The organism is Bacillus sp. MN7755 (genome assembly GCF_054771475.1).
Genome location: NZ_BTRL01000013.1, coordinates 281,590 through 303,328 on the forward strand (window position 1 = coordinate 281,590; position 21,739 = coordinate 303,328).

Genomic DNA, 21,739 nt, shown 5'->3' on the forward strand with positions numbered 1-21,739 from the left:
AAGAGGAGTTTTTGTTATGTCATTAGCTTACGAATTAATTCACTCAACAATTTAATACCGTTAGTGATTTGTTCTGGAGAAGCATATCCATATGATAAACGAATGTACTGATCGGATTCTTCTTTATAGATACGTCCTGGGTTTAAAAGAATTCCTTTTGATAGTGCCTCTGAAAATAACTTTTTCATTGGAATGTTAGGTACGACCTTTAGCCATATAAACAGTCCACCATTAGGTATATCCCACGATGCAACGTCTGCGCAATACTTATTTAAAGCTCGTATCATTATTTGTCTTCGTTCTTTTAGTTGAATTCTTACGTTCGCTACATGTTCTTCATAAAAACCTTTATTTATCCATTCAGCAGCAACTCTTTGAGATAATGAACTCGATCCATAGTCTGTTTGCATTTTTATATCTGATAATCTATCAATAACTGGTTCAGGTCCGATAATCCATCCAATTCTAAGTCCTGGGGTAAGTGTTTTGGAGAGACTACCAATATATAATACATGTCCATGTTTATCCTTCGATTTTAAAGGAGCTGGAGGTGGTTCATCAATCCATAACTCGCGGTAAATATCATCTTCAATAATAGGTAACTGTTCCTTTTCACATATATTTAATATTTCTTTTCTTCGCTCTTCAGACATTAAGATCCCTGTTGGATTTTGAAAACAAGGGATTGAATATAAAATGTTTTTCTTCTGACTATATTTTATTCGTTTTAATAACTCGTTAGGTAATATACCGTAATTATCCATAGATATACCAGACAGATTTATTTTTGCTGATTGAAATACGTGAAGTGAGTATAAGTAAGAAGGTTGTTCAAGTAAAACGGTTGATTCTCTATGCAAAAGACCAATTGATATTAATTGTAATGCTTGTAACGCACCAGAGACGATTAATATAGAACTCTGTGATGCATGTATTCCGAATGATTTTACGTATTTACTTATTGCTTCACGTAACGGTAAAAAACCTTTTTGTTCTTCGTATCCAAAATAATCTAATTCCTCACATACGCTTGTCAATATGGACTGCATAGTTTCTAGCGGGAAAAGCTGAGGCGCAAGTTCACCTTTACTAAGATGGATAAGTTTTTTATTTGCTTCTGCTTCATTTATTTCTCGCACCATTAACTTGCTTGGTTTATGAATACCAGCCTTTACATATTTATTCCAATCAGGCGGGGGATTCGTTGCTAATAATGACCATGTATTATTTGTTACAATTGTTCCTGCTCCGATTTGACTTTGAATTAAGCCATCTGCCATAAGTTCATCTAGTGCGGTTATTACAGTACTTCGATTTACATGAAATAATTTTGCTAACTGCCTTTGACTAGGAATTTTACTTCCGATTGGCCATTCTCCATTTTCAATTTTTTCTTTCATATAGTCTATTATCTGCCGATACTTAGGCAGTTTTTTATTAATTGTCATAAAAAAACTCCCTCGTTCACTTTAAAAATACCAAGTGGTTGGTTTTTACGATAAATAACTGGTTGAAGACATTGTATCAACTATTAAATATGATGAAAAGAAATAATTGGTAATTATCAAATGGTTGGTTTGAAGGGGGAGAGAAAATATGAATTATAAAAAATGGGATTATCGAATTATATGTGCTCATGCTTTTACGATTCTAATATGGGGGACTGCCTTTCCAGCAATTCGTATGGGGCTTGAATCTTATACACCTGAGCATCTTACTTTACTACGTTTATTAATCGCTTCATTTATACTTCTAGTGTTTTCCTGTATATACAAACTACGACTACCGGATTTAAAAGATATTCCAGCAATCTTTATATTTGGTGCTTTAGGGTTTACAATTTATCACATTGCATTAAACTACGGCGAAAAAACAGTAAATGCCGGATCTGCAAGTTTAATTGTTTCAGTAACACCTATAGTAACGGCAATACTTGCTTCTGTTTTTATGAATGAAAAAATGAAATTAAATGGTTGGATCGGTGGTGTAATTAGTTTTATAGGAATTGCTTTCATATCATTTAGTCAAGGGGGGGCTATTCAATTTAATAGCGGGGGATTATTTATATTATTAGCAGCGATTTCAGAAAGCCTATTTTTCGTTTTCCAATCATCTTACTTAAAAAAGTACGGATTCTTACCATTTACCATATATACAATTTTGTCTAGTACTGTATGTATGCTTATTTTCTTACCGGGAATGTATCAAGAAATACTAGCAGCTCCTCTTGAAGTTAATTTGAGCGTTATATATTTAGGTTTATTTCCAACAGTACTTCCGTATATTGCATTAGCGTATATTATATCTCATGCTGGTGCTGCTGAGGCGACGAGCTCCCTATATTTAACTCCAGTAACTGCGTGCTTTATAGCTTGGGTATGGTTAGGTGAAGTACCTACTTTTATTTCAGTAGTTGGTGGGGTAATTACTATACTCGGGGTTTTAATAGCACATGTATCATTAAAGAAAGATATTCGAAGTGAAAAGTACAGCAATGTAAATGGATAGATTATATTTAGAAGTGATAATTCCCTGTTTCTTATAATCAAGAAACAGGGAATTATTTCGCTACGTTGAATATATAAATACATTCTCTTTATAAAGGAGCTTACAATATTGAATGTCCAGTTAAAGGTTGTTACGAGAGAGAATTGGGAAGATGCATTAAAGTTACAAGTTAAAGAAGATCAAAGAAAATTTGTTCCGGCTGTAGCAGTCTCACTTGCTAAAGTTTATATAAAACCAGATGGTGACAATGTAGAGTACATACCATTTGCGATATACGATGGGGATCTTATCGTTGGTTTTATTATGCATGCTGTTGTAAGAGAAACAACTGATATGTATTGGATAAACGGATTCATTATTGATCAAACGCGGCAAGGTAACGGTTATGGAAAAGCGGCATTACAAGAAAGTATTTACTTAATAAAAGATACATTTAAAGTGTGTAAAGAAATAAAATTAACAGTACATAAAGGTAATATCTCTGCAAAGAAACTATATGAACGTTACGGTTTTCAACCATTAGGACATGATTATGATGGTGAGGAAGTATATCGTTTATTCGTTTAACTATGATGTAATAAAGGTGTGAAATGAAAGATGCAATTTACTGAAGTGAAAATCGAAGTATTTATCCCTGAAGAATACATTGAAATGTTGAGGAATGCGTTAAATAAAATTGGTGCTTGTAAAACGGGAAAATATGATCATTGTCTGTCCTATAGTTCTGTGAAAGGATACGTATGAAACACCTATGATTTATATTATACCGATATTAAGTGGCTATTTTGAGCAAGTATAAATTGAATACATAGGAGGAATATCAATTGAAAAGTAAATTCCATCATATTGTACGAGCAGTTGTAATTAAAGATGAGAAAGTATTAGTTGCTGAATACATTGGTCATCATTATCTTTTACCTGGTGGCCATGTTGAAGTTGGCGAATCAGCTGAGAATGCATTAATAAGAGAACTACGAGAAGAACTCGGAGTAAATTGTAGTATAAAACAATTTTTAGGAGTCATAGAAAACCAATGGCAAGATCGAGAAGTTCTTCACCATGAAATCAATCATATTTTTGAGATAGATTCACAAGAGTTACATATTGATTTCGTACCAAAATCTAAAGAATCTCATTTAGCATTTCACTGGATAGATTATAATCAAGAAGCTTTACATACTTATAAAATCATGCCAGCACCTTCAGTTAAAGAGTTACTAGAAAGAAAATTAAGTGATGAACTACTAAACTGTTGGATAAGTAATTTTTAAAAACCTCTATTAATAGTAAATTCGTCCAGTAAAAAGAGATTAAGAAAATAGGCTAAAAAACAAGGTACATCACCTAGTGTAAGTTCATATTTTGTTGATGTACGCATTTAAGTATATAGCCATTTGTTTCTACTTTGTTTATTAAAATTTATCAACTTCAATATTTGGACGGAATTTATATTTATAAATGGAGGGGTTTCATAATGAATCAGTTTCAACAAGAACTACAATCATTGAACCTTAATGATTATCAAACTGGTAATGTTGTGTATTGGGATCCACAACAAAGTCAATATCCATACTACTACATTCAAGACGATGCACGTCGTTGCGGCGGATGCGGAGGATGCGGAGGTTGTGGTGGACGCTGTGGAGGATGTGGCGGCAGATGTGGTGGTTGTGCGGGACGTTGCGGAGGTTGTGTAGGCTGTGCAGGATGTTTCAGTTGCTTTAATTGCTGGAACTGGTGGATCATTTAAGTATTGAAAATTAAAGCTATTTCACTTGAAAGAAAGGTGTGAGAACTATTTTGCACTTTTCTTTCAAGTTGTAATTTTTATGCGTATTAAGGAGGAATTATTTGTATACATATGATAAGTTGATTTCTTGGGTAGAGAATATTAAAGAAAAAAATCATAGTTCTGCAACAGCACTTTGTATTATAAAAGATAACAAAATCATACTAGAGCATTATAGTGGCTATCATTCAAATACATCGAGTAATAAAAAAGTAACCACATCTTCACAGTTCAACGTTGCTTCTGCGAGAAAAAGTTATTTAGGATTAATGATAGCGTATGCGCTTTACGAGGGGAAAATAAACTCTATTGATGATGAAGCGATAAAGTATTTTAAAGACTTCGATCCTGTATTACTTGGTAAAACAACTATAAGACATTTAGTAACTCATTCGCACGGTTTAGGAGAAACGAATGACGGAAAAATTTTTCGTGAATTTGAACCTGGACAATCTTGGGCTTATAGAGATATTAATGTAAGAATGATGACCCATCTTATTTATCAGCTATATAGCAAAAGTTTTCCTGAGTTATTAAAAGAGCGTGTGTTTAAACCTGCTAATTTCCAAGAAACAGGATGGAGAATACAGCAAGATGACAATTTAGTTGCAGTTGTTGATGATCCAAATAAAATCGCAATCAGTGAAATTGGTACAGTAGATGACGGTACTGAAAAAAATGTGTTTGTCTCAGCTAGAGAATTTGCTTATTGGGGCAATCTTCATTTAAATCAAGGTGTGATAAACGGTAAACAAATTGTTCCAAAAGAAGTGATAGAAATTGCGACAAGTTTGCAGAGTCCTACATTTATAAATAATGAATTACCACAAAACGGGTTATTTTGGTTTGTTCAAAATGAACCTGCGCTTTTAAGTGAGCTTGGTGAACGAGTTCCAAAAGGATCTTATCAAATATTAGGAATTACAGGACCGACTATTTTAGTAATACCCGAATATAATGTAGTTGTTGCGAAAATGTACAATAAAAGATACAACTACGGCGGTGATAATTATTTATATTATTTACGTGAATTTAGCAATTTAGTCGCTGATACATTTCGTAACAGTAATAGGGCATAATTACTCCTATAATGAAAAGGAGTGAAAGAAAATGAAAGATAAAATAAATAAAAACAAAAAGCAAAACATTAAAGATGTAAATACAGAACAAAATGCGATTTATAGCGATCCTAAAGACGCAGCTAATATGCAAACTGTACCTCAGCCGAAGGACTTTGATGAAATCGAATATTAATTCCTTATCCGACTATATAATGAATGAAAAATACATCTTAAGTCCCATCACATGTAAGAAATTATTTGGTAATATATATACATAAGCATTTGAAAATGTCTTATCTTAACAAAGCTTTCTTGAAATATATCTGTATATAACCTGCAAAAAGACACTTCATAATGGAGTGTCTTTTTGTGTATATGAACTTAATTACCATTTTCCGTACAGTATCTTGCAATTTATGATGGATATACTAACTGTGAAAATTCATGTCATGATAAAAGAAGGGGACAGTTAGTATGAAACAAAATTCTATAAATCCGTTACTAATTGTTCTAGGTACAATCATTGTTCAAATTGGCCTTGGAACAATTTATACATGGAGTTTATTTAATCAGCCCCTTGTCAGTAAGTTTGGATGGAACCTCAATTCGGTAGCGATAACTTTCTCCATAACAAGCTTTTCTTTATCATTTTCAACTTTATTTGCAGGAAAGTTACAGCAAAAATTAGGACTTCGTAAACTTATCGCTACTGCAGGGATTGTACTGGGACTCGGCCTAATACTTAGTTCGCAAGTTTCTTCCTTACCATTACTATATTTATTAGCTGGTGTCGTTGTTGGTTATGCAGATGGAACTGCTTATATTACATCACTATCTAATTTAATTAAATGGTTTCCAAATCGAAAAGGGCTTATTTCTGGTATATCTGTTTCTGCATATGGAATGGGCAGCTTAATCTTTAGATATATAAACGGAAGTCTTATCGATAGTCTTGGTGTATCGCAAGCGTTTTTATATTGGGGGATCATTGTTTTGCTTTTAGTATTAACCGGATCGTTCTTCTTACGTGAAGCAACAGTAAGTAACACCGTAACTGAGACTTTACACAATGGTTATACGCCTCGTGAAATGATACGAACGAAACAAGTATATCTCTTGTTTTTTATGCTATTTACATCGTGTATGGGCGGTCTGTATTTAATCGGTATGGTAAAGGATATTGGGGTACAGCTTGTTGGGCTAAGCGCAGCAACTGCTGCTAACGCCGTCGCCATGATTGCAATTTTTAATACAGTAGGTAGAATCGTTCTTGGAACGTTATCAGATAAAATTGGTCGAATGAAAATTGTCTCTGCAACGTTTATTATTATTGGATTGTCAGTCTTTACATTAAGTTTCATTCCATTAAATTATGGAATTTATTTCGCTTGTGTAGCAAGTGTTGCCTTTTGCTTTGGTGGTAACATTACTATATTTCCAGCCATTGTCGGAGATTACTTCGGCTTGAAAAACCATAGTACAAATTACGGAATTGTTTATCAAGGTTTCGGATTTGGTGCACTTGCAGGTTCATTCATCGGAGCATTACTTGGTGGATTTCAACCGACCTTTATTATAATCGGTGTTTTAAGCGTTATTTCCTTCATTATTTCGATATTAATTCGACCGCCAAAAGCAGAGAAGGAAAAGGAACTAAAACATTTACATCGGAAAGTAGCTTAATTCTAAAAAAGAGTCCTCATATAGGGCTCTTTTTTAGTACAAAATATTTGATTTTCCCTTTTTCCTTATTGTGTAGGAAGAATGGTGTTACTTAATTGAAAGTGAAATGATTTGAGAAGCAGTAAAGTTATTTATTTCTTAATGAACCAAGTATCCATTTGACAGAATATTCATATCGTTTCATAAAGGAACTAAAATATTGTTAAAAAAACATTAAGAAAAGTACAGTTAACCGACTTTGTAATGAAACGCGCATGTCATTCATAGACCATTATTTACTTATAAATTTATCATGAAGGTAGTTGGCTTATATTGGTTACAACCATAATTTCTTCTGTTGTGGCATTCACTACAACAAATATTGATGATATTTTTATACTCCTTGTTTTATTTTCACAAGTAAAGACAGGAGTATGCAAGGAAGAAGATAGAACTTTCCAGGGAAAAACTAAGATGAAAGAACTTTATATTGTTATTGGACAATTTTTGGGATTTAGTGTAATTATTCTTCTAAGTATTATTGGTTCCTTAAGCTCTTTTTTCATTCCTATATCGTGGATTGGATTATTAGGATTTGTGCCAATTTATATGGGTGTTAAAGGAATATTCTCGTTTCGTTCTAACAAAAGTAGTGAAGTCATTGATAACGCTTCTGGTTCATTATTTAAAGTAGCTGCAATTACATTAGCTAATGGAGCTGACAATATCTCAATTTATATACCAATGTTCGCTAGTCAAACCTTGGAAGCAAATATCGTTACATTAATTATCTTTTTTTCCATGATAGCAATATGGTGTTTTATTAGCTACACATTGATAAGAGCTCCTATTTTAGCTAAAGCACTTGAGAAAAATAGTCATATTATAGTTCCAATTGTTCTAATTGGTTTAGGAATATTTATTCTTTTTCGCAGCGATACAATTGCATTATTTTATTAAAATGTTGAACTGACGGACGCTCTAATTAAAATGGATTGAACAACGTATAAAGCCTTATTACAGATGGAATGTAGTAGGGCTTTTCTTTATTTTAGTGAACTGAAACAGTGACCTACAACTTTTAAGTTAGACAGGACATTACGATTATTAAATTGAATAGATACCATAAAAGGAGCGTGATTATTAAAGTGAAAATAATAAAACAATGGGTCCAGGAAGATAGTGATTACATAAGAGAAAAAGTAATTGAATATAATCAAAAACATATTTCGGATGAAGAGAAAAAGCCCTCAGAAAAAATTAGTTTTATAGTAAAAAATGAAAATGAAGAAATAGTAGGCGGAATAACTGCAATTACATTTTGGGACCACGTACATGTTGATTTCCTGTGGGTTTCTGAAGAATATAGACACGAAGGCTATGGAACCAAGTTAATAAAATTTATTGAAGAATTTGCAATTGAAAAAGAGTGCAGGTTAATCAATTTAGATACTTTTAGTTTTCAGGCACCTGATTTTTATAAAAAGTATGGATATAAAGTAATTGGGGTAAGTGAAGATAATCCTAAGGGACACAATCGATACTATTTAGAAAAAAGGTTATGAAGTATATAGAATCCAAAAATGAATCAATTAGAGCATAAAGAGCGTACGTTGAATAATCAATTTCAAAATACGCTCTTTTTTATTTTGTAATGAAGGACTATCGATTATTAACTTTGCTATGAGCAGTTAAATGAAATACTCAATTAACTTTTTTATATTTTAAAGCGATTAAATGGTAGAATGTAACAAAGATAGAAAATTCCCATTATTAGAGGTGGAATTAGATGAAAAAAGTAAATGTTACATATGCACTTTTATACGATAAAACGAACGAAAAGATCTTAATGGTAAAAAACAAAGGGAAAAATGGTTCTTATTATACATTACCAGGTGGCGCAGTTAAATTTGGAGAAACGTTAGAAGAGGCAGTAATTCGAGAAGTGAAAGAAGAAACCGGATTACATATAACTGTGAATGGTATTTGTTACATTAGCGAAGCCTTTTTTGAAGAGAGAGGACATCATGCAATTTTCTTTAATTTTTTAGGCAAAATAATCGGCGGAGAGACATATATATCAAGGCCAAAAGAAATTGAAGAAATTACTTGGATGGAATTACATAGAGCAGTACCTCATTTACGTATACCAGAACACTTATTAAATATATTACAAAGGAAAGAAACAGTACCTTACTTTTTTAACGGAACAATCATTCATCAATCTTCATAAAATTATCATTTCATGTAAGGCGGGGAAAAAATGGAGTTTATCGTTAATCACAAACATTTCACACAAGCACTTTCAGATGTAAGTAAAGCCATATCGACAAAAGTTTTAATTCCTATATTATCTGGCATAAAAATAACAGCAGATAAATCTGGAATTACTTTAATCGCAAGTAACTCGAATATTTTCATCGAAAAATTTATACCTAGTTCCATAGATGACGAACAAATTACGACTATCTTAAAAGCAGGAACAATTGTTGTACCTGTAAAATACTTCATTGAAATAATAAAGAAAATGCCAAGTGATATAGTAATAAAAAGTAAGAATGAGCAAACAATTACCATACAGTCAGAAGAAATCACTTTAAACTTAAATGGCTTTTCAGCGAATGAGTTTCCAAACGTACCTCTAATTGACGATCACGCAGAAATACAAATAGAAACAAAACAATTGATTGATGCGTTTAAACAAACAGTCTTTGCAGTAGCAAAAAATGAATCTAGACCCGTTCTTACCGGAGTACATATCGAGTTAGACCATAATAAATTAATTTGCGCTGCAACTGATTCTCATAGACTAGCTGTATGTGAAACACTAATTTCTACTAATATGAAAGCAAATTGTATTGTACCAAGCGCAACCATTCATGAGCTTTTAAAATTAATGAACAGCAATTTAGAATTCGTTTCTATTTATCTTTCAGAAAGTCACATTGTTTTTACATACGGCACAACTACCTTATATTCAAGACTAATCGAAGGGAAATATCCTAATATTTCTACTCTCATTCCAAATGAATTTCAAACGGTTATTACCATAGATAGAAAAAATATATTACAAGGTGTAGACAGATCAAGTTTATTAGCAAGTGAATGGGAAAACAACAACGTTAACTTAGAAATCATAAACGCATCCACAATTAAGATTTCTTCTAACGCTTCTCAGGTTGGGAAAATATCCGAGAAGCAACAAATAGATGGGCTTCAAGGTGAAAAACAATTAAATATATCTTTCGATGGACGTTTTATGGTTGAAGCCTTGAAGGCAATAAAAGAAGAAACAATTACTTTAAGCTTTGGTGGCTCAATGAGACCTATATTGATTGAAGCAGGAGAGCAATCTGCAGCAGTGCATCTTATTTCACCAGTAAGAACTTATTAAAAAAGGAAGGAATCACATAATGTACAAGCATACTTTATGTTTTATAAAAAGAAATGAAGAGATACTTATGTTAAATAGAGAATATGACCCTGTAAAAGGATTATGGAACGGGGTAGGAGGGAAGATAGAACCAGGAGAATCACCGTTAGAAAATGCGATTCGCGAAATAAAAGAAGAGACAAGTATAGATGTTAAACAAAAGCAAATTCAATATAAGGGAATTATCAAGTGGGAGGACTCTTCATACTCTGGCGGCATGTATGTTTATGTAGTAGAACTTCCATATGACTTTACATTTGAAACACCTAAAAAAGTATCCGAAGGGATTTTAGATTGGAAAAGTGTGTCTTGGATATTAAGCGACTATCATTACGGTGTAGGAGAGATGTTACCTAAGTTATTATCTGAAGTACTACATAACGATTTAATATTAGAGCACAATTTTGTTTTATCTAATCATAAATTAATAGATTATAGGAATGAAGAATTAATTAAGCAGGATACTTCAATAAACTTCATTCATAATGCGGATCAATTATAGTCTGCAATGATTAGCAAAATAATTACAAACTAAATATAAAAGCCATAGTGTGTGATAAGTAACTAAGGATAAATTTTATATGAGGATGAGTGTGATGAAGAAACTAATTATTTTACTCATAGGTGTAGTTCTAATTACTTTTACTTTTTATCAATACAATAATAAAGATGGTTTAACTAAAGATGATAAGTTGTATGTAGAAGACTTTAAAGGGAAAAATGATTCAAACAAAATTCAATCTGCTATTAATAAAGCAGAGTCTAGTAAAATTAAAACAGTATTGCTTGATGATAAGAAGTATAAAATCACGTCACCAATCATAGTGAAAAAGGGTGTGAAATTATTATTCGGTTATGGAACACAATTTGTCGTTGAGGGAAACTTTAGGGTTCTTGAACTAGAAAAAAATGCTTCTATAGAAGGAGCGTATATAGCTATCGATGATCCCAAGTTCAATTCAGAAGTAATCTATTTGGACGGCAAAAATAAGTACTATAACACTTGGAACAAAACACAAATAAAAGATATAAATATTATCAATTGGGCAGAAACAAACAAAGGGACAGGAATTTCATTATACTCCAGTGGAAAAGAAAACGAGATTTCATTTGTTAACTTTGAAAACATTAAAGTTGTAGGAATGGAAACTGGACTGAAATTAGTAGCAAAAAAACCGAGAGATGGAAATGCATGGATAAATGCTAATCGTTTTATAAATTTTTCTTTGGAGGACTGTGTAAATATGATTCATATGGATAGTCAAGTAACCACGCCAAATGAAACTAGTGGAAATCAATTCATAAACCTTCAAATACAGCCTTCAAATAAAACGAAAAGTATTATAAGAGTAAGTGGACAGCATAATGAGTTTCATGGAATGGTGTGGGATTTGAATAAAATAAAACATGAAAACGAACTTATTGAACTAACCGATAAGAGCATGAATACAGTGATTAATATTACCTCTGTACCGATAAATAGAGTTTTAGATAGTGGGAAAGCAAATATAGTGAAATAAGTTTAAATACAGTAAAAGAGCGAATTCCTTAAAAGAAGGTTCGCTCTTTTTTATTTATAATTAAATTTCTCTCCACCAGTTTGATGATGGATAATCTGTAGATTTTAATGTAATAGTTTCACCAATTTGTGGCGTTGTAATATGAACTCCTAAACGATTTGCTTCTTTCGTAACTCGTTCAACTGGATCGCTCCATTCATGTAATGCTAATGTAAAAGCACCCCAATGAATCGGAAGAAGTAGTTCGCCTTTAACGTCTATATGAGCTTGTACCGTCTCTTCTGGTAACATATGAATCGGAGACCACCTCGGATCATATTGCCCGCATTCCATTAACGTAAGGTCGAATGGACCATATTTATCACCAATTTCCTTAAAGTGAGGGGCATAACCGCTATCACCACTAAAGAAAATTTTAGTCTCTTGACCAAGAATAAGCCATGAACACCATAATGAACAATCTCTATCTGTCATACCTCTTCCAGAGAAATGTCTTGCAGGAGCACATACTAACTTAATATTATCAAACGTAATTTCGTCCCACCAATTATGCTCACTAATTTTACTAGGTGAAACACCCCATTTCATTAAATATTGCGCAACTCCAGTTGGAACATAGAAGTGCTTTGCACGATCTTTTAACTGTATAATACTTTTGTAATTCAGATGGTCATAGTGATTATGAGAGATGATAATCGCATCAATTTCTTGAAGGTCTTCACGTTCTAAAGAAAACACACCACTATAACGTTTGCTATTAAACACAGGAAACGGGGAAGAGGCATCTCCAAACATAGGGTCTAATAACAATTTTTTACCTTCTATTTTCAAAAGAGAAGCAGAGTGTCCAAACCACGTCACACTATCTAAAGACTCATTATTTTTATTTGATAAAACGATAGGTAAATTCTTTATAGGACGCAGTTTTGATTTCGCTTTAAAGTAATCAGTCATTAAACCAATAATATCTTTCGGTTTAAAACTTACATCAGTATGAATTTGATTTATATATTTCTTTTTCATTCGTGCTCCTTTTTACGTTTAACAATATACGCATGTTGTTATTTTAACTATTTGTAGTTTAAACGAAATCATTTTACCTTTCACCTTAAATGCAGTACATTTCATAAATTTGTAAAATTCATTATTCGTATATATAAAATGTAAATCCTACAGCAGCAGATAAAACGAATATGAAGTAAATGTAAATTGTTTTAATTTAGTAAAGTTCTTCTTATAAGTAACATAGAACATACGTTTCGTTATATGTTATAGAAGAAAATATGTCTCTAATTATTAAAAGGAAGGAGAGGACGTAAGTGCAAATAGAGAGAAAAAAGAAATCAAAATGTAAACTGTCAAAATCTGAAATCATTCATTTGTATGCAGAAGGAAAGAGCACCTCAGAAATCGCTATGCTTGCTAATGTGTCTGCGAGGTATATTCGTATGGTTCTATCAGACAGCAACGTTCCAAGGCGCGCTATAGGGAGCTGGAAGAGAAAGTATGACATAACAGAAGATTATTTTAAAATGTGGTCAAATAATATGGCTTATATATTAGGGTTTATAGCAGCAGATGGTGTCATACAAAAAGAAAATCAATGCGTCAGTATATCACAAAAAGAAAGTTACATTTTAGAAGACATAAAAAAAGAACTAAAAACAAACCAGCCACTTTACCAAAACAAAAAAACAGGCGTATATATGCTAAACATTAATAGCAAAACAATAAAAGACGACCTTATGAACATACACGGAATTATGCCGTGTAAATCATTTAACATCGAATTTCCATTCGTACCAGAAGAATATTTACATCATTTTGTTCGTGGGTATTTTGATGGGGATGGTTACGTCAAGTATGAAACTTATACAGTAAGCTTTGTAGGAGGATCATATAGCTTTATGAATTCTTTAAATCAGGTACTACAAAATCAAAATTTACCAGCCGATTTACTAAATCAAAATAAACATTATCGCGTCATTTTTACCGGAAGAAAGTCAATACAACTTTTTTCAAATTGGATTTATAAAGACAAAGATATTTATTTGCATAGAAAATATGAAGTATTTCAGAAAGAAGGTCTAAGTCTAGATCAATTGCAAGATCGAAAACTAAAACAAACTCAAAATGCCGTTAAACAAAGAAAACAAAATTTCCTTAAAGAATATATGAAAAATAAATGTAATGCTGCAGCTTGTTCTATTTTAGAAATAAGCGAATCAACTTTTAAACGTTGGTTAAAAAATGATAATCAATTTAAAACAGACTATGAAAGAATTAATTCATTATAAAAATTCAAGAAACCTTAGTATATCTATGCTAAGGTTTTTAATTTGATCTTATTAAAGGATACTTATTTTCGTTTATAGAACTTAGTAAATACATAGATTTTACAATGAATTTACTAGTAAGGGAGGGAATATGAAATTCTCACTAATAATAGTCTGGAGAATATATTACATACAGCTTATGAAGCTAAAATGATTTCGTCTGGAGATAATTCGCCATCTATAAAAATAAAAGGGACGAAACTTCAATATTTACTTGTAATGCTTCATCTTGGTTTTGAGTCAAATGCGATAAAAATGATGCTAAATTGGACGAATGAGGAATTTGAAATGCACATTAATTCATTAAAATTAGAAGGTTTATTGAAAAAAACAGAAGGGAGCTACTATCCAACGTGTATGGTTATAACAGCTTGTGAAGGAAAAAAGCTTTATAACCTTTGTGAATCTCTAATTAAACCAACACTTAAGATCATTGAAAATTATTCAAGTCAAATTGAAGCTATTTCAAAAAGAATTGACACGTTTAATCATTTATCTAAAGAATCGTATAGTCTTTTACTGTATAGTGGTGTGTTATTAGATTTTGGACAAATAAATTACATTGAAGAAAAATATTTAAAAAAGAAACGACCTTTAAGAAATAAGAAAAGATATTATTATGCTATTCAAGAACAAGAACTAACAGATAAAGAGGCTTTCGGGATGTATGGTAATACGTATTTAGATTTAGGAGAAGTTCAAATTGGTCTTTATGAAAATTCTCGATATTCAACATTAAATTTAATAACAGCAGATAACGAAACATTTGAAAAATATTTTCAAAACATTAATACTGATATTAATTATAAGAAAAAGCAATTAGTAAAAGGTTTCGTAACAGCGGATAGACAAATAGACTTAAATTTAAATGTAGTTTACGAAAAATTAGGCTTATATCAAAATTCACAACCTATTATCCCGGTGTTTAAAACAGCACATTTATCTACGCTTAACGAAATCGCAAACACAATCAGTGAAGATTTAGTCTTATTATTTAAAGAACATGAGAAATCTTTAAAAGAATACTTTGTTAGCAGCAGATACTCAAAAGAAATAACTTATGAAGAGTCTTTTATCTGGTGGTATCACTTTTTCTATACAAAAGTAACAGAAGAATTAATAAAACAAGGTGTAATTATAACCAGCGCACAAGAAAATCAAACGTACATAATCCATTAATAACTTTAAATTAAAGTGCTAATAGACTTTTACAAATGTAGCAGCTAAATGGATAAATAATTATTAGTAAATAGAGGATAATCTGAAATTAAAATCTAATATAAAGATTATCAATCCAGAAACGATGCCACCAACTTTTGGATACTCACATGTAGTCGAAGTTAGTAACGCTAAGCGAACAATTTACATATCTGGACAAGTAGCGATCAATGCTGATGGTCAAATAGTTGGCGTTGGTGATTTAGCTACACAAACGCGACAAGTTTTCGAAAATATTAAAAGTGCATTAGAAACTTCGGAATTAAGATTTAATGATGTAGTAAAATTAACATTTTTCTTAACAGATATTTCTCAAATGGCCATTGTTAGAGATATTCGAGATCAATACATTAACACTAAAAATCCACCAGCAAGTTCAGCTGTTGAAGTTAGAAAGTTAATTAACGATAACTTATTAATTGAAATCGAAGCGATCGCTGTAGCAAACTAATTTTAAAAACTTATTATTAATCATATCCATGCAATTCGTTTAATGCGTTCATTTAAAACGAATTGCGTTTTTTATTGTCTTAAATATAATTTATATCTGCAGACATTATCATCAACAACTTATAAAGCAACAAAAAAACAAATAACTAAACAATTCATCACACAGAATGATTTAAAAGAAAAAGGGGAGGCTAATCACTAAAACTAACTTATAATAAGTTTGTTACTTTTTACTAGTTAACATAATATATATTATAGGCAGTTACAGAAACAAAGCGATATCAGGTATCAAAAACCAAGTAAACTATACTTAATGAGACGAAACGGAGATTTTCAGTGAGATTCACATAAAATCTTATCTAAACGAATTTCTACAGTTTCTATCGTTTTTTTGTTATAAATTCATCACAGCAAATTTAAATCAATAATTAATTAAGATTTAACGAATCAAAAACATTTTTGATTCGACAAGAAATTTTTATACGGAAAAATTATTTCTAAACAAACATAAATTAATAATTTTATTTTATGTTTGTTTAATGGATTTATTGCTATTTACACACGTTTTACAACTTTATATTATTTGTTGTTATTTCCGTTATTTACGCTTGACTTTTATTATTCCTATTGTTCTACACTCTAGTTAACATAACGTTTATTTTTAACATAAAAAAATCTCCCTCACCTTCAGGAAGATTTTTTAGCTTGCTAGTATTTCATTTATATATTTTTAGTAGCAATCCCAGTTGTAAATGACATTGGAAAAATCTAGATTTAACAAATCGTCTTTTTTTATAAAGAAATTAGCAACACCAGAATCTCCCCACATAATATTTAATGAATCATCTGTATCAATTTGCAGTAATAATATATCATGTTGTTGGTATTTTTCTTCCCATTCCCTTGGATCTGTCTGTGTGAAAAATGGATAACCACCAATTTTATGTCCGAAATCTTTACATAAATCATCATACAGTTCGCCTAATTCTGTATGATTTTCTTCATCAACAATTTCTTCCCAATCAATATCCTCACTAAACATCTATTCAAATCGATAATCCCTTGATGTTACGGGTTGATAACCTAATTCAAACTTTAATTTCGCTGCTTCAGGTATGATAAAGTCTTCTAATTCTAAAGTGTTTAAATAACTAAAATCGGTAATTACCTTATTTAAATCTTCTATAATTGTAGAATGATAAATAATTCGAAAGTCTTTTTGGATTGTTGGGTAATCAAAATCTGCTCCATAAAGCTCATCACTAGCACTTACGAAAAACTGTAACATTCCTTTTTGAGGCATATATTCAACTTGTGGCATTTCTTCAAAATTTAACTGCGCAAGTAACATCATAGGTTGTCCATTTGAATCTTTAGGATGCTCTTGATCTATAGGTAAATACGGATATCCACCAAACTTGCTCTCAAAAAGAGTTGTCTCTGCTTTCGTTCCAGCCACTTTAATATACGGTTTCACGCTTTCTTCTAAAATATTACGATACTGTTCTAGTTTTTTCGGAATTTGAAGTTGATACGTATTCTTCATCGCATTTGCCTCCCTTTAAAAATGAATTGAAAATGCCTTACTTAATTATATAGCAAGAGATGGCTTAATTGAAAATTGTTAAAAGTCCGTTTTTACCCTCGTTTTTTGCGCACTTGGTGGACAAAGTAAATTGTGTTCTAATACCTTTTTATTTATAGTTCGAATTAAATCCGCTGCTTCTGCAGTATTTGTATTTTCTTTTAGTTTTTCTTTTAAGTCATCAATTTCCTTTGAAAGCTCAATCCACCTAGGTAAAACATGATTATTTTTCAAAGTTCTATACAGTTGCTTTTCAGGATTGTACGAAAGGTCTTTATCAAGATTAAGAGGTTTCCCTTTACCAGGTAAATTATCAAAAGACCCTTTCTTTTCTGCTTCTTTAACGATAGAACTAATATGATCCTCATACGTATAGGACCAAACTTTCTCATCTTTTACTAAAATCTCTTGCTTTTTTAGTTTTTTATCTAGTTCTTCTTGATTCATAGATTCTCTCTCCTTTTTATTTTTTAGTGTCGTTTTTGTAAATTCTAATGCCCTTAATCCATCGAATAGATTTTCTCGCCACCACACGCTGTCATGTCCGCCTTGAAACTCTTCATAAGTGATTTGGTATTTCTTTTGTTTTAAAGCTCTATACAGGCGGCTATTAGCTGTTAAAAGAGGTTTGTTTTCAAGTTCTCCTACTGCTATGTAAGAGTTAAGATGAGTCGCATTAGAATCTATTGATGAAATTTGATTTTCAATCCAAGGAATTGTATTTCCGTAATTATTCTTTTTCTAATGTACGGATCCAGACATTGACAACACATTTCCGAAAATATGTGGATTTTGAAGTGCTGCATAAAAAGCTGCTAAGCCACCAAGGCTGAAACCAGCAATTGTTGTATGTTTTGCTTTTTGATACACACGATATCTAGTTTGAATCCATGGAAGTAATTCTTTCGTTAAAAATGCATTCATTTTATCGTTATAAGTTAGCTCTTCTAATCGATCAACAGAATCTATAGTGACAGCAATACACGATGGGATTTCTTTTTCGTAAATTAAATAATTAAGTGTTTTTGCGATTGAAAGGTTATGAATGAATGAATTCCCATCAAATACAATGAGAAGTTCTTGAAGATGTGAAGTGTGAGAATAATCATGAGGCGTATAAATATGAATTTTGCGTGTGTTATTTAAAATCGAACTATAAAAAGAGTATGTTTCAATCTTTCCGGATGGATAATGATTTGAAGGAAAACGACTGCTATACTGCACTTCCATACCTATTTTTAACACAGACGCTTTATTGGTACCTTCTCCAAATATATTTTCATTAAATTGGTCTAGTCGGTACTGTTCACTACGCTTTATCCAATCATTTTCGAAAAAATCGTTTACTGAAAAGTAATAAGTTAAAATAAACCTCTTATTCGTCCTAAACGTAACATGCCAAATATCTGTCTGTAACAATCGTTGTAATTGATTTACAGACAGATCCCAACCAGGAAAACTACCGAATACATAAACGTTTTCAGTTTTTCGGTCCCCTAACCATATATACGTTATAAGCTTATACTGATCATCTACAGGACATTGTTCTATTAGTGGTGTATGATTTGACTTTATTTCATGCAGAAAGGTATAAAAAGCTTTCTCGTTTCCATTTTCTGATTGATTATTAAGTTCCTCTAACTTAGGACTAATTATTGAAGTCACCCCTCTTCCTCCTTTGTAGTATTCTTTATGTATTTTATTCTTCGCATTAGAATTCCTATATAAAAGTAGTTGTAAGTTATGTGTTTAAAGGAGTTATGTATTAGAAAAATGATCAATTGCTTGAATAGAAAGTTCTAATGATTTTATTCTTCTTTCTAAAAGCGTTCTTTGAGGACTCCCGAGTTTTGACTTAACATAAATCTTTTCAATTGATGGAAGCAAACCAATTAGAACATTTCGAGCGTCTGCTAAATCCTCTTGCGTGTAATGATGGGTTTCTTGATTCCAAATACTTTCTAACATAGCTAAGCCGATACTAGCTGCCTTGAGTCTTTTTTTCACTAAAGTAGTGTTTGAGCCTTTTTGAGTCATCTGTGATAAGGCATTTTCAAGTTTATGGATTGTTGACTGTAAAGATTTAATTGATTCTACTTTATCTACATTTGATACGTTTTCCATATTAATCTTGTCCCTTCTTCGTTTCTGTATTAGTTTTCTTGATATTTGATAATACCATTAAGAAACGAATTTTACTCGAAATATTTGAGTTGGACATGAATTTAAAGGGAAACAGCTAACAAACTTCTCTCTCCTCCCTTGCACCATTCTATATGTACTTCTTTTTTCTCATTAAAATACCTACATGGACAAGTTGTTAATGTTGAATATTTTATGAACAAAAAACGCACATGTAATGTGACCTGTGCGTTTTTGCTTTTATTCAGTAAGGTAATACAGTAATAACTTCCTGGTCTTCTCATAATTCATGAAATCTCTATACAAAATGGGATACTTCACAATTTCTGTTTCTAGAAAACGATATTGCGGAAACCACTCAAAAAACGATTTTTTTAACCACTTGATTTGCTGAAATGTAATGTTCTGTTCGTTTCCGTTTAGTACAGAACTTAAAGTTGCTGCTGTATGCATCCAATAATGATTAAAATCAGCGTTTATACAGTCATCTTCGGTAAATTTACTTTTTAAGTTTCGCTGCATTTTTGCTGTAGCACGATATGGAAACTGTTTATGTAATGGACTATGCATTTTCTGCAATTCCTTAAAAATAATTTGTTTTCCTAACTTCAACTTTCCACCCCTTTATTTCTCTATCCAATTTAATAAGTTTTCATAATGATATTGAGCATCTGTATAGCCAAGATTATATAAATTAACGAGCTTTTCTTTACTTCTTTCTATCCCGCTTATTGGAAGCTGTACGCTAGGCTGAATGATATAAAAGTTATCTTTTTGTCCTATTTGATTCATATAAGATATCGTCTCATTATAAAAACGATAATGTTCTACTAAAGATTGTGCGATATTCGGATATTTCCTATATAAAATTTTAGCTAGGCCTGAAAATTTATTTCGCTGCTTCTCATATCCTTCTGGCTTTGTCATAATTACAACGTTTTTTTGATAACCATCAGTTTGAGCTTTTAAAACCGGAATAGGATCTATAATTCCTCCATCTAGCAATTTTCGATTATCATATTCTACAGCAGGTGCTATAAACGGTACAGAACTTGAGGCACGAATGATTTTTAAAATATCATTTCCGTGTTCTGTTTTATTATAATAAATAGCCTGTCCTGATTCGCAATCAGTCGTCCCTATGACAAACTGTTCATTTGAGTTTAAGAAAGTTTGAAAATCAAATGGTACAATTTTATTAGGTACTTCATCAAATAAAAAATCCATTCCGAATAATTCACGTTTTCGAATCAAATTTCGATAAGATATATAACGGTGATCTGCTACTAGCTCTGTATTTACTTTTTTATTTCTCCCTTTTTGACGTGATAAATAAGTTGCTCCCATACAGGCTCCAGCCGATACGCCGACTACATAAGGAAAGAATAAGTTCTTTTCCATAAAATATTCGAGTACGCCTGCAGTATACAAACCTTTCATTCCTCCGCCCTCTAATACTAAACCGATATTTTTCATGCTATATCCCTCTGCTTCTTTTTTCTTACTTACATATTAGCATAAGATATTAAGATGAGGTTATATAAATGAATTGCAACAATAACCAGAAACTACTAAAGTAATATCATAATTTCTTAGTAAATAGCATGGTACAATATAAGTAACACAATCCACAAATAATGGAGGAGGAATTTCCTATGGGTTTATTTAGCGGCATTTTAGGAAATGCATCAAATGCGAGTACAGAAAGTGTTGAACGTGATTTAGAGAAGATTATGTTAGGTGATGAAAAAGTTGAATTACACAATTTAGTATTGAAACAGCTGGACATTTTGATTTAGATGCTGAACTTAAAATTTGGGTATCTAGTTTGAGTACGCCAATTACAAAGGAATTTAAAGGTGACGATAGTGTTTTAAGCATTCAAAAAGCATTGGTAACATATACGACGAAATAGTTGGTTCGTGCATGTTTATTCATTTGCAAAATTACTAACCCGAGTATTTTGGAAGAATATACATAGATTTTGTATATTTAATCGAAAGTAACATAAAAAGGTAAAGCGTATTTCAAATGC

General features: G+C 31.6%; 21 protein-coding genes and 4 pseudogenes. 18 read left to right on the forward strand and 7 right to left on the reverse strand.

Annotated features, from left to right (window positions below):
- Positions 1 to 14 precede the first annotated feature (14 nt).
- Positions 15 to 1,448 carry an efflux pump transcription regulator NorG gene (gene norG / locus ACYVEC_RS16340; RefSeq protein ID WP_063223480.1) on the reverse strand — a complete coding sequence of 478 codons (1,434 nt, stop codon included), beginning with the start codon at positions 1,446 to 1,448 and terminating at the stop codon, positions 15 to 17.
- 148 nt (positions 1,449 to 1,596) lie between these two features.
- Here norG and ACYVEC_RS16345 point away from each other — a divergent pair, with 148 nt between their 5' ends.
- From ACYVEC_RS16345 to ACYVEC_RS16410, 14 genes and pseudogenes are all read left to right on the forward strand, one after another.
- Positions 1,597 to 2,508 carry a DMT family transporter gene (locus ACYVEC_RS16345; RefSeq protein ID WP_063223479.1) on the forward strand — a complete coding sequence of 304 codons (912 nt, stop codon included), beginning with the start codon at positions 1,597 to 1,599 and terminating at the stop codon, positions 2,506 to 2,508.
- A gap of 108 nt (positions 2,509 to 2,616) precedes the next feature.
- Positions 2,617 to 3,075: a GNAT family N-acetyltransferase gene (locus ACYVEC_RS16350; RefSeq protein WP_063223478.1), complete on the forward strand. Its 459-nt coding sequence runs from the start codon at positions 2,617 to 2,619 to the stop codon at positions 3,073 to 3,075.
- A 30-nt stretch (positions 3,076 to 3,105) separates the two neighbouring features.
- Positions 3,106 to 3,307: pseudogene (locus tag ACYVEC_RS16355) on the forward strand (hypothetical protein).
- Positions 3,308 to 3,332: 25 nt separating this feature from the next.
- Positions 3,333 to 3,779: an NUDIX domain-containing protein gene (locus ACYVEC_RS16360; protein WP_063223477.1), complete on the forward strand. Its 447-nt coding sequence runs from the start codon at positions 3,333 to 3,335 to the stop codon at positions 3,777 to 3,779.
- Positions 3,780 to 3,982: 203 nt separating this feature from the next.
- A complete protein-coding gene (locus ACYVEC_RS16365) occupies positions 3,983 to 4,258 on the forward strand; it encodes a heterocycloanthracin/sonorensin family bacteriocin (RefSeq protein ID WP_063223476.1) in 276 nt (91 codons plus the stop codon).
- 101 nt (positions 4,259 to 4,359) lie between these two features.
- A complete protein-coding gene (locus tag ACYVEC_RS16370; RefSeq protein ID WP_460507294.1) occupies positions 4,360 to 5,376 on the forward strand; it encodes a serine hydrolase domain-containing protein in 1,017 nt (338 codons plus the stop codon).
- Positions 5,377 to 5,407: 31 nt separating this feature from the next.
- On the forward strand, positions 5,408 to 5,551 hold the full coding sequence (locus ACYVEC_RS16375) for a hypothetical protein (protein ID WP_000653324.1): 144 nt from the start codon (positions 5,408 to 5,410) through the stop codon (positions 5,549 to 5,551).
- 281 nt (positions 5,552 to 5,832) lie between these two features.
- Entirely contained in the window at positions 5,833 to 7,041 is a 1,209-nt protein-coding gene (locus ACYVEC_RS16380; RefSeq protein WP_460507297.1) for an L-lactate MFS transporter, read from the forward strand.
- A gap of 312 nt (positions 7,042 to 7,353) precedes the next feature.
- On the forward strand, positions 7,354 to 7,980 hold the full coding sequence (locus ACYVEC_RS16385; RefSeq protein WP_063223473.1) for a cadmium resistance transporter: 627 nt from the start codon (positions 7,354 to 7,356) through the stop codon (positions 7,978 to 7,980).
- Between the two features lie 188 nt (positions 7,981 to 8,168).
- Positions 8,169 to 8,585 (forward strand): GNAT family N-acetyltransferase, encoded by a 417-nt coding sequence (locus tag ACYVEC_RS16390; RefSeq protein ID WP_460507301.1) that lies wholly within the window; start codon positions 8,169 to 8,171, stop codon positions 8,583 to 8,585.
- A 224-nt stretch (positions 8,586 to 8,809) separates the two neighbouring features.
- Positions 8,810 to 9,253, forward strand: a complete 444-nt coding sequence (locus tag ACYVEC_RS16395; protein ID WP_460507304.1) for an NUDIX hydrolase — start codon at positions 8,810 to 8,812, stop codon at positions 9,251 to 9,253.
- 30 nt (positions 9,254 to 9,283) lie between these two features.
- The gene (gene dnaN, locus ACYVEC_RS16400; protein WP_063223470.1) at positions 9,284 to 10,414 is read left to right on the forward strand and encodes a DNA polymerase III subunit beta; all 1,131 of its coding nucleotides are present in this window, start codon (positions 9,284 to 9,286) and stop codon (positions 10,412 to 10,414) included.
- Between the two features lie 19 nt (positions 10,415 to 10,433).
- Positions 10,434 to 10,955, forward strand: coding sequence for an NUDIX hydrolase (locus ACYVEC_RS16405; protein ID WP_063223469.1), 522 nt, complete (start codon positions 10,434 to 10,436; stop codon positions 10,953 to 10,955).
- A gap of 79 nt (positions 10,956 to 11,034) precedes the next feature.
- The gene (locus ACYVEC_RS16410) at positions 11,035 to 11,973 is read left to right on the forward strand and encodes a hypothetical protein (RefSeq protein WP_460507309.1); all 939 of its coding nucleotides are present in this window, start codon (positions 11,035 to 11,037) and stop codon (positions 11,971 to 11,973) included.
- Positions 11,974 to 12,033: 60 nt separating this feature from the next.
- Here the strand turns inward: ACYVEC_RS16410 and ACYVEC_RS16415 are convergent, their stop codons facing one another.
- Complete coding sequence (locus ACYVEC_RS16415; protein ID WP_063223467.1) at positions 12,034 to 12,996, reverse strand: MBL fold metallo-hydrolase; 963 nt, start codon at positions 12,994 to 12,996, stop codon at positions 12,034 to 12,036.
- A 296-nt stretch (positions 12,997 to 13,292) separates the two neighbouring features.
- On the opposite strand from ACYVEC_RS16415, the gene ACYVEC_RS16420 reads away from it, so the two are divergent.
- The 3 genes from ACYVEC_RS16420 to ACYVEC_RS16430 all read left to right on the forward strand — a co-directional run bounded on the left by ACYVEC_RS16420 (position 13,293) and on the right by ACYVEC_RS16430 (position 15,978).
- Positions 13,293 to 14,270, forward strand: coding sequence for an LAGLIDADG family homing endonuclease (locus ACYVEC_RS16420; RefSeq protein ID WP_460507312.1), 978 nt, complete (start codon positions 13,293 to 13,295; stop codon positions 14,268 to 14,270).
- A 135-nt stretch (positions 14,271 to 14,405) separates the two neighbouring features.
- A complete protein-coding gene (locus tag ACYVEC_RS16425) occupies positions 14,406 to 15,488 on the forward strand; it encodes a hypothetical protein (RefSeq protein WP_460507332.1) in 1,083 nt (360 codons plus the stop codon).
- Between the two features lie 124 nt (positions 15,489 to 15,612).
- Positions 15,613 to 15,978: a RidA family protein gene (locus ACYVEC_RS16430; RefSeq protein WP_063223464.1), complete on the forward strand. Its 366-nt coding sequence runs from the start codon at positions 15,613 to 15,615 to the stop codon at positions 15,976 to 15,978.
- Between the two features lie 729 nt (positions 15,979 to 16,707).
- Here the strand turns inward: ACYVEC_RS16430 and ACYVEC_RS16435 are convergent.
- The 5 genes and pseudogenes from ACYVEC_RS16435 to ACYVEC_RS16455 form a co-directional block, all read right to left on the reverse strand.
- A pseudogene (locus tag ACYVEC_RS16435) lies at positions 16,708 to 17,523 on the reverse strand (YwqG family protein).
- 78 nt (positions 17,524 to 17,601) lie between these two features.
- Positions 17,602 to 19,227: pseudogene (locus ACYVEC_RS16440) on the reverse strand (DnaJ family domain-containing protein).
- 93 nt (positions 19,228 to 19,320) lie between these two features.
- Positions 19,321 to 19,686: a hypothetical protein gene (locus ACYVEC_RS16445; protein WP_063223463.1), complete on the reverse strand. Its 366-nt coding sequence runs from the start codon at positions 19,684 to 19,686 to the stop codon at positions 19,321 to 19,323.
- A gap of 258 nt (positions 19,687 to 19,944) precedes the next feature.
- Positions 19,945 to 20,316 (reverse strand): YxiJ-like family protein, encoded by a 372-nt coding sequence (locus ACYVEC_RS16450; protein WP_063223462.1) that lies wholly within the window; start codon positions 20,314 to 20,316, stop codon positions 19,945 to 19,947.
- Between the two features lie 12 nt (positions 20,317 to 20,328).
- A complete protein-coding gene (locus tag ACYVEC_RS16455; protein ID WP_063223461.1) occupies positions 20,329 to 21,180 on the reverse strand; it encodes a patatin-like phospholipase family protein in 852 nt (283 codons plus the stop codon).
- A gap of 179 nt (positions 21,181 to 21,359) precedes the next feature.
- On the opposite strand from ACYVEC_RS16455, the pseudogene ACYVEC_RS16460 reads away from it, so the two are divergent.
- Positions 21,360 to 21,619, forward strand: a pseudogene (locus tag ACYVEC_RS16460) (PH domain-containing protein).
- Positions 21,620 to 21,739: the final 120 nt, after the last annotated feature.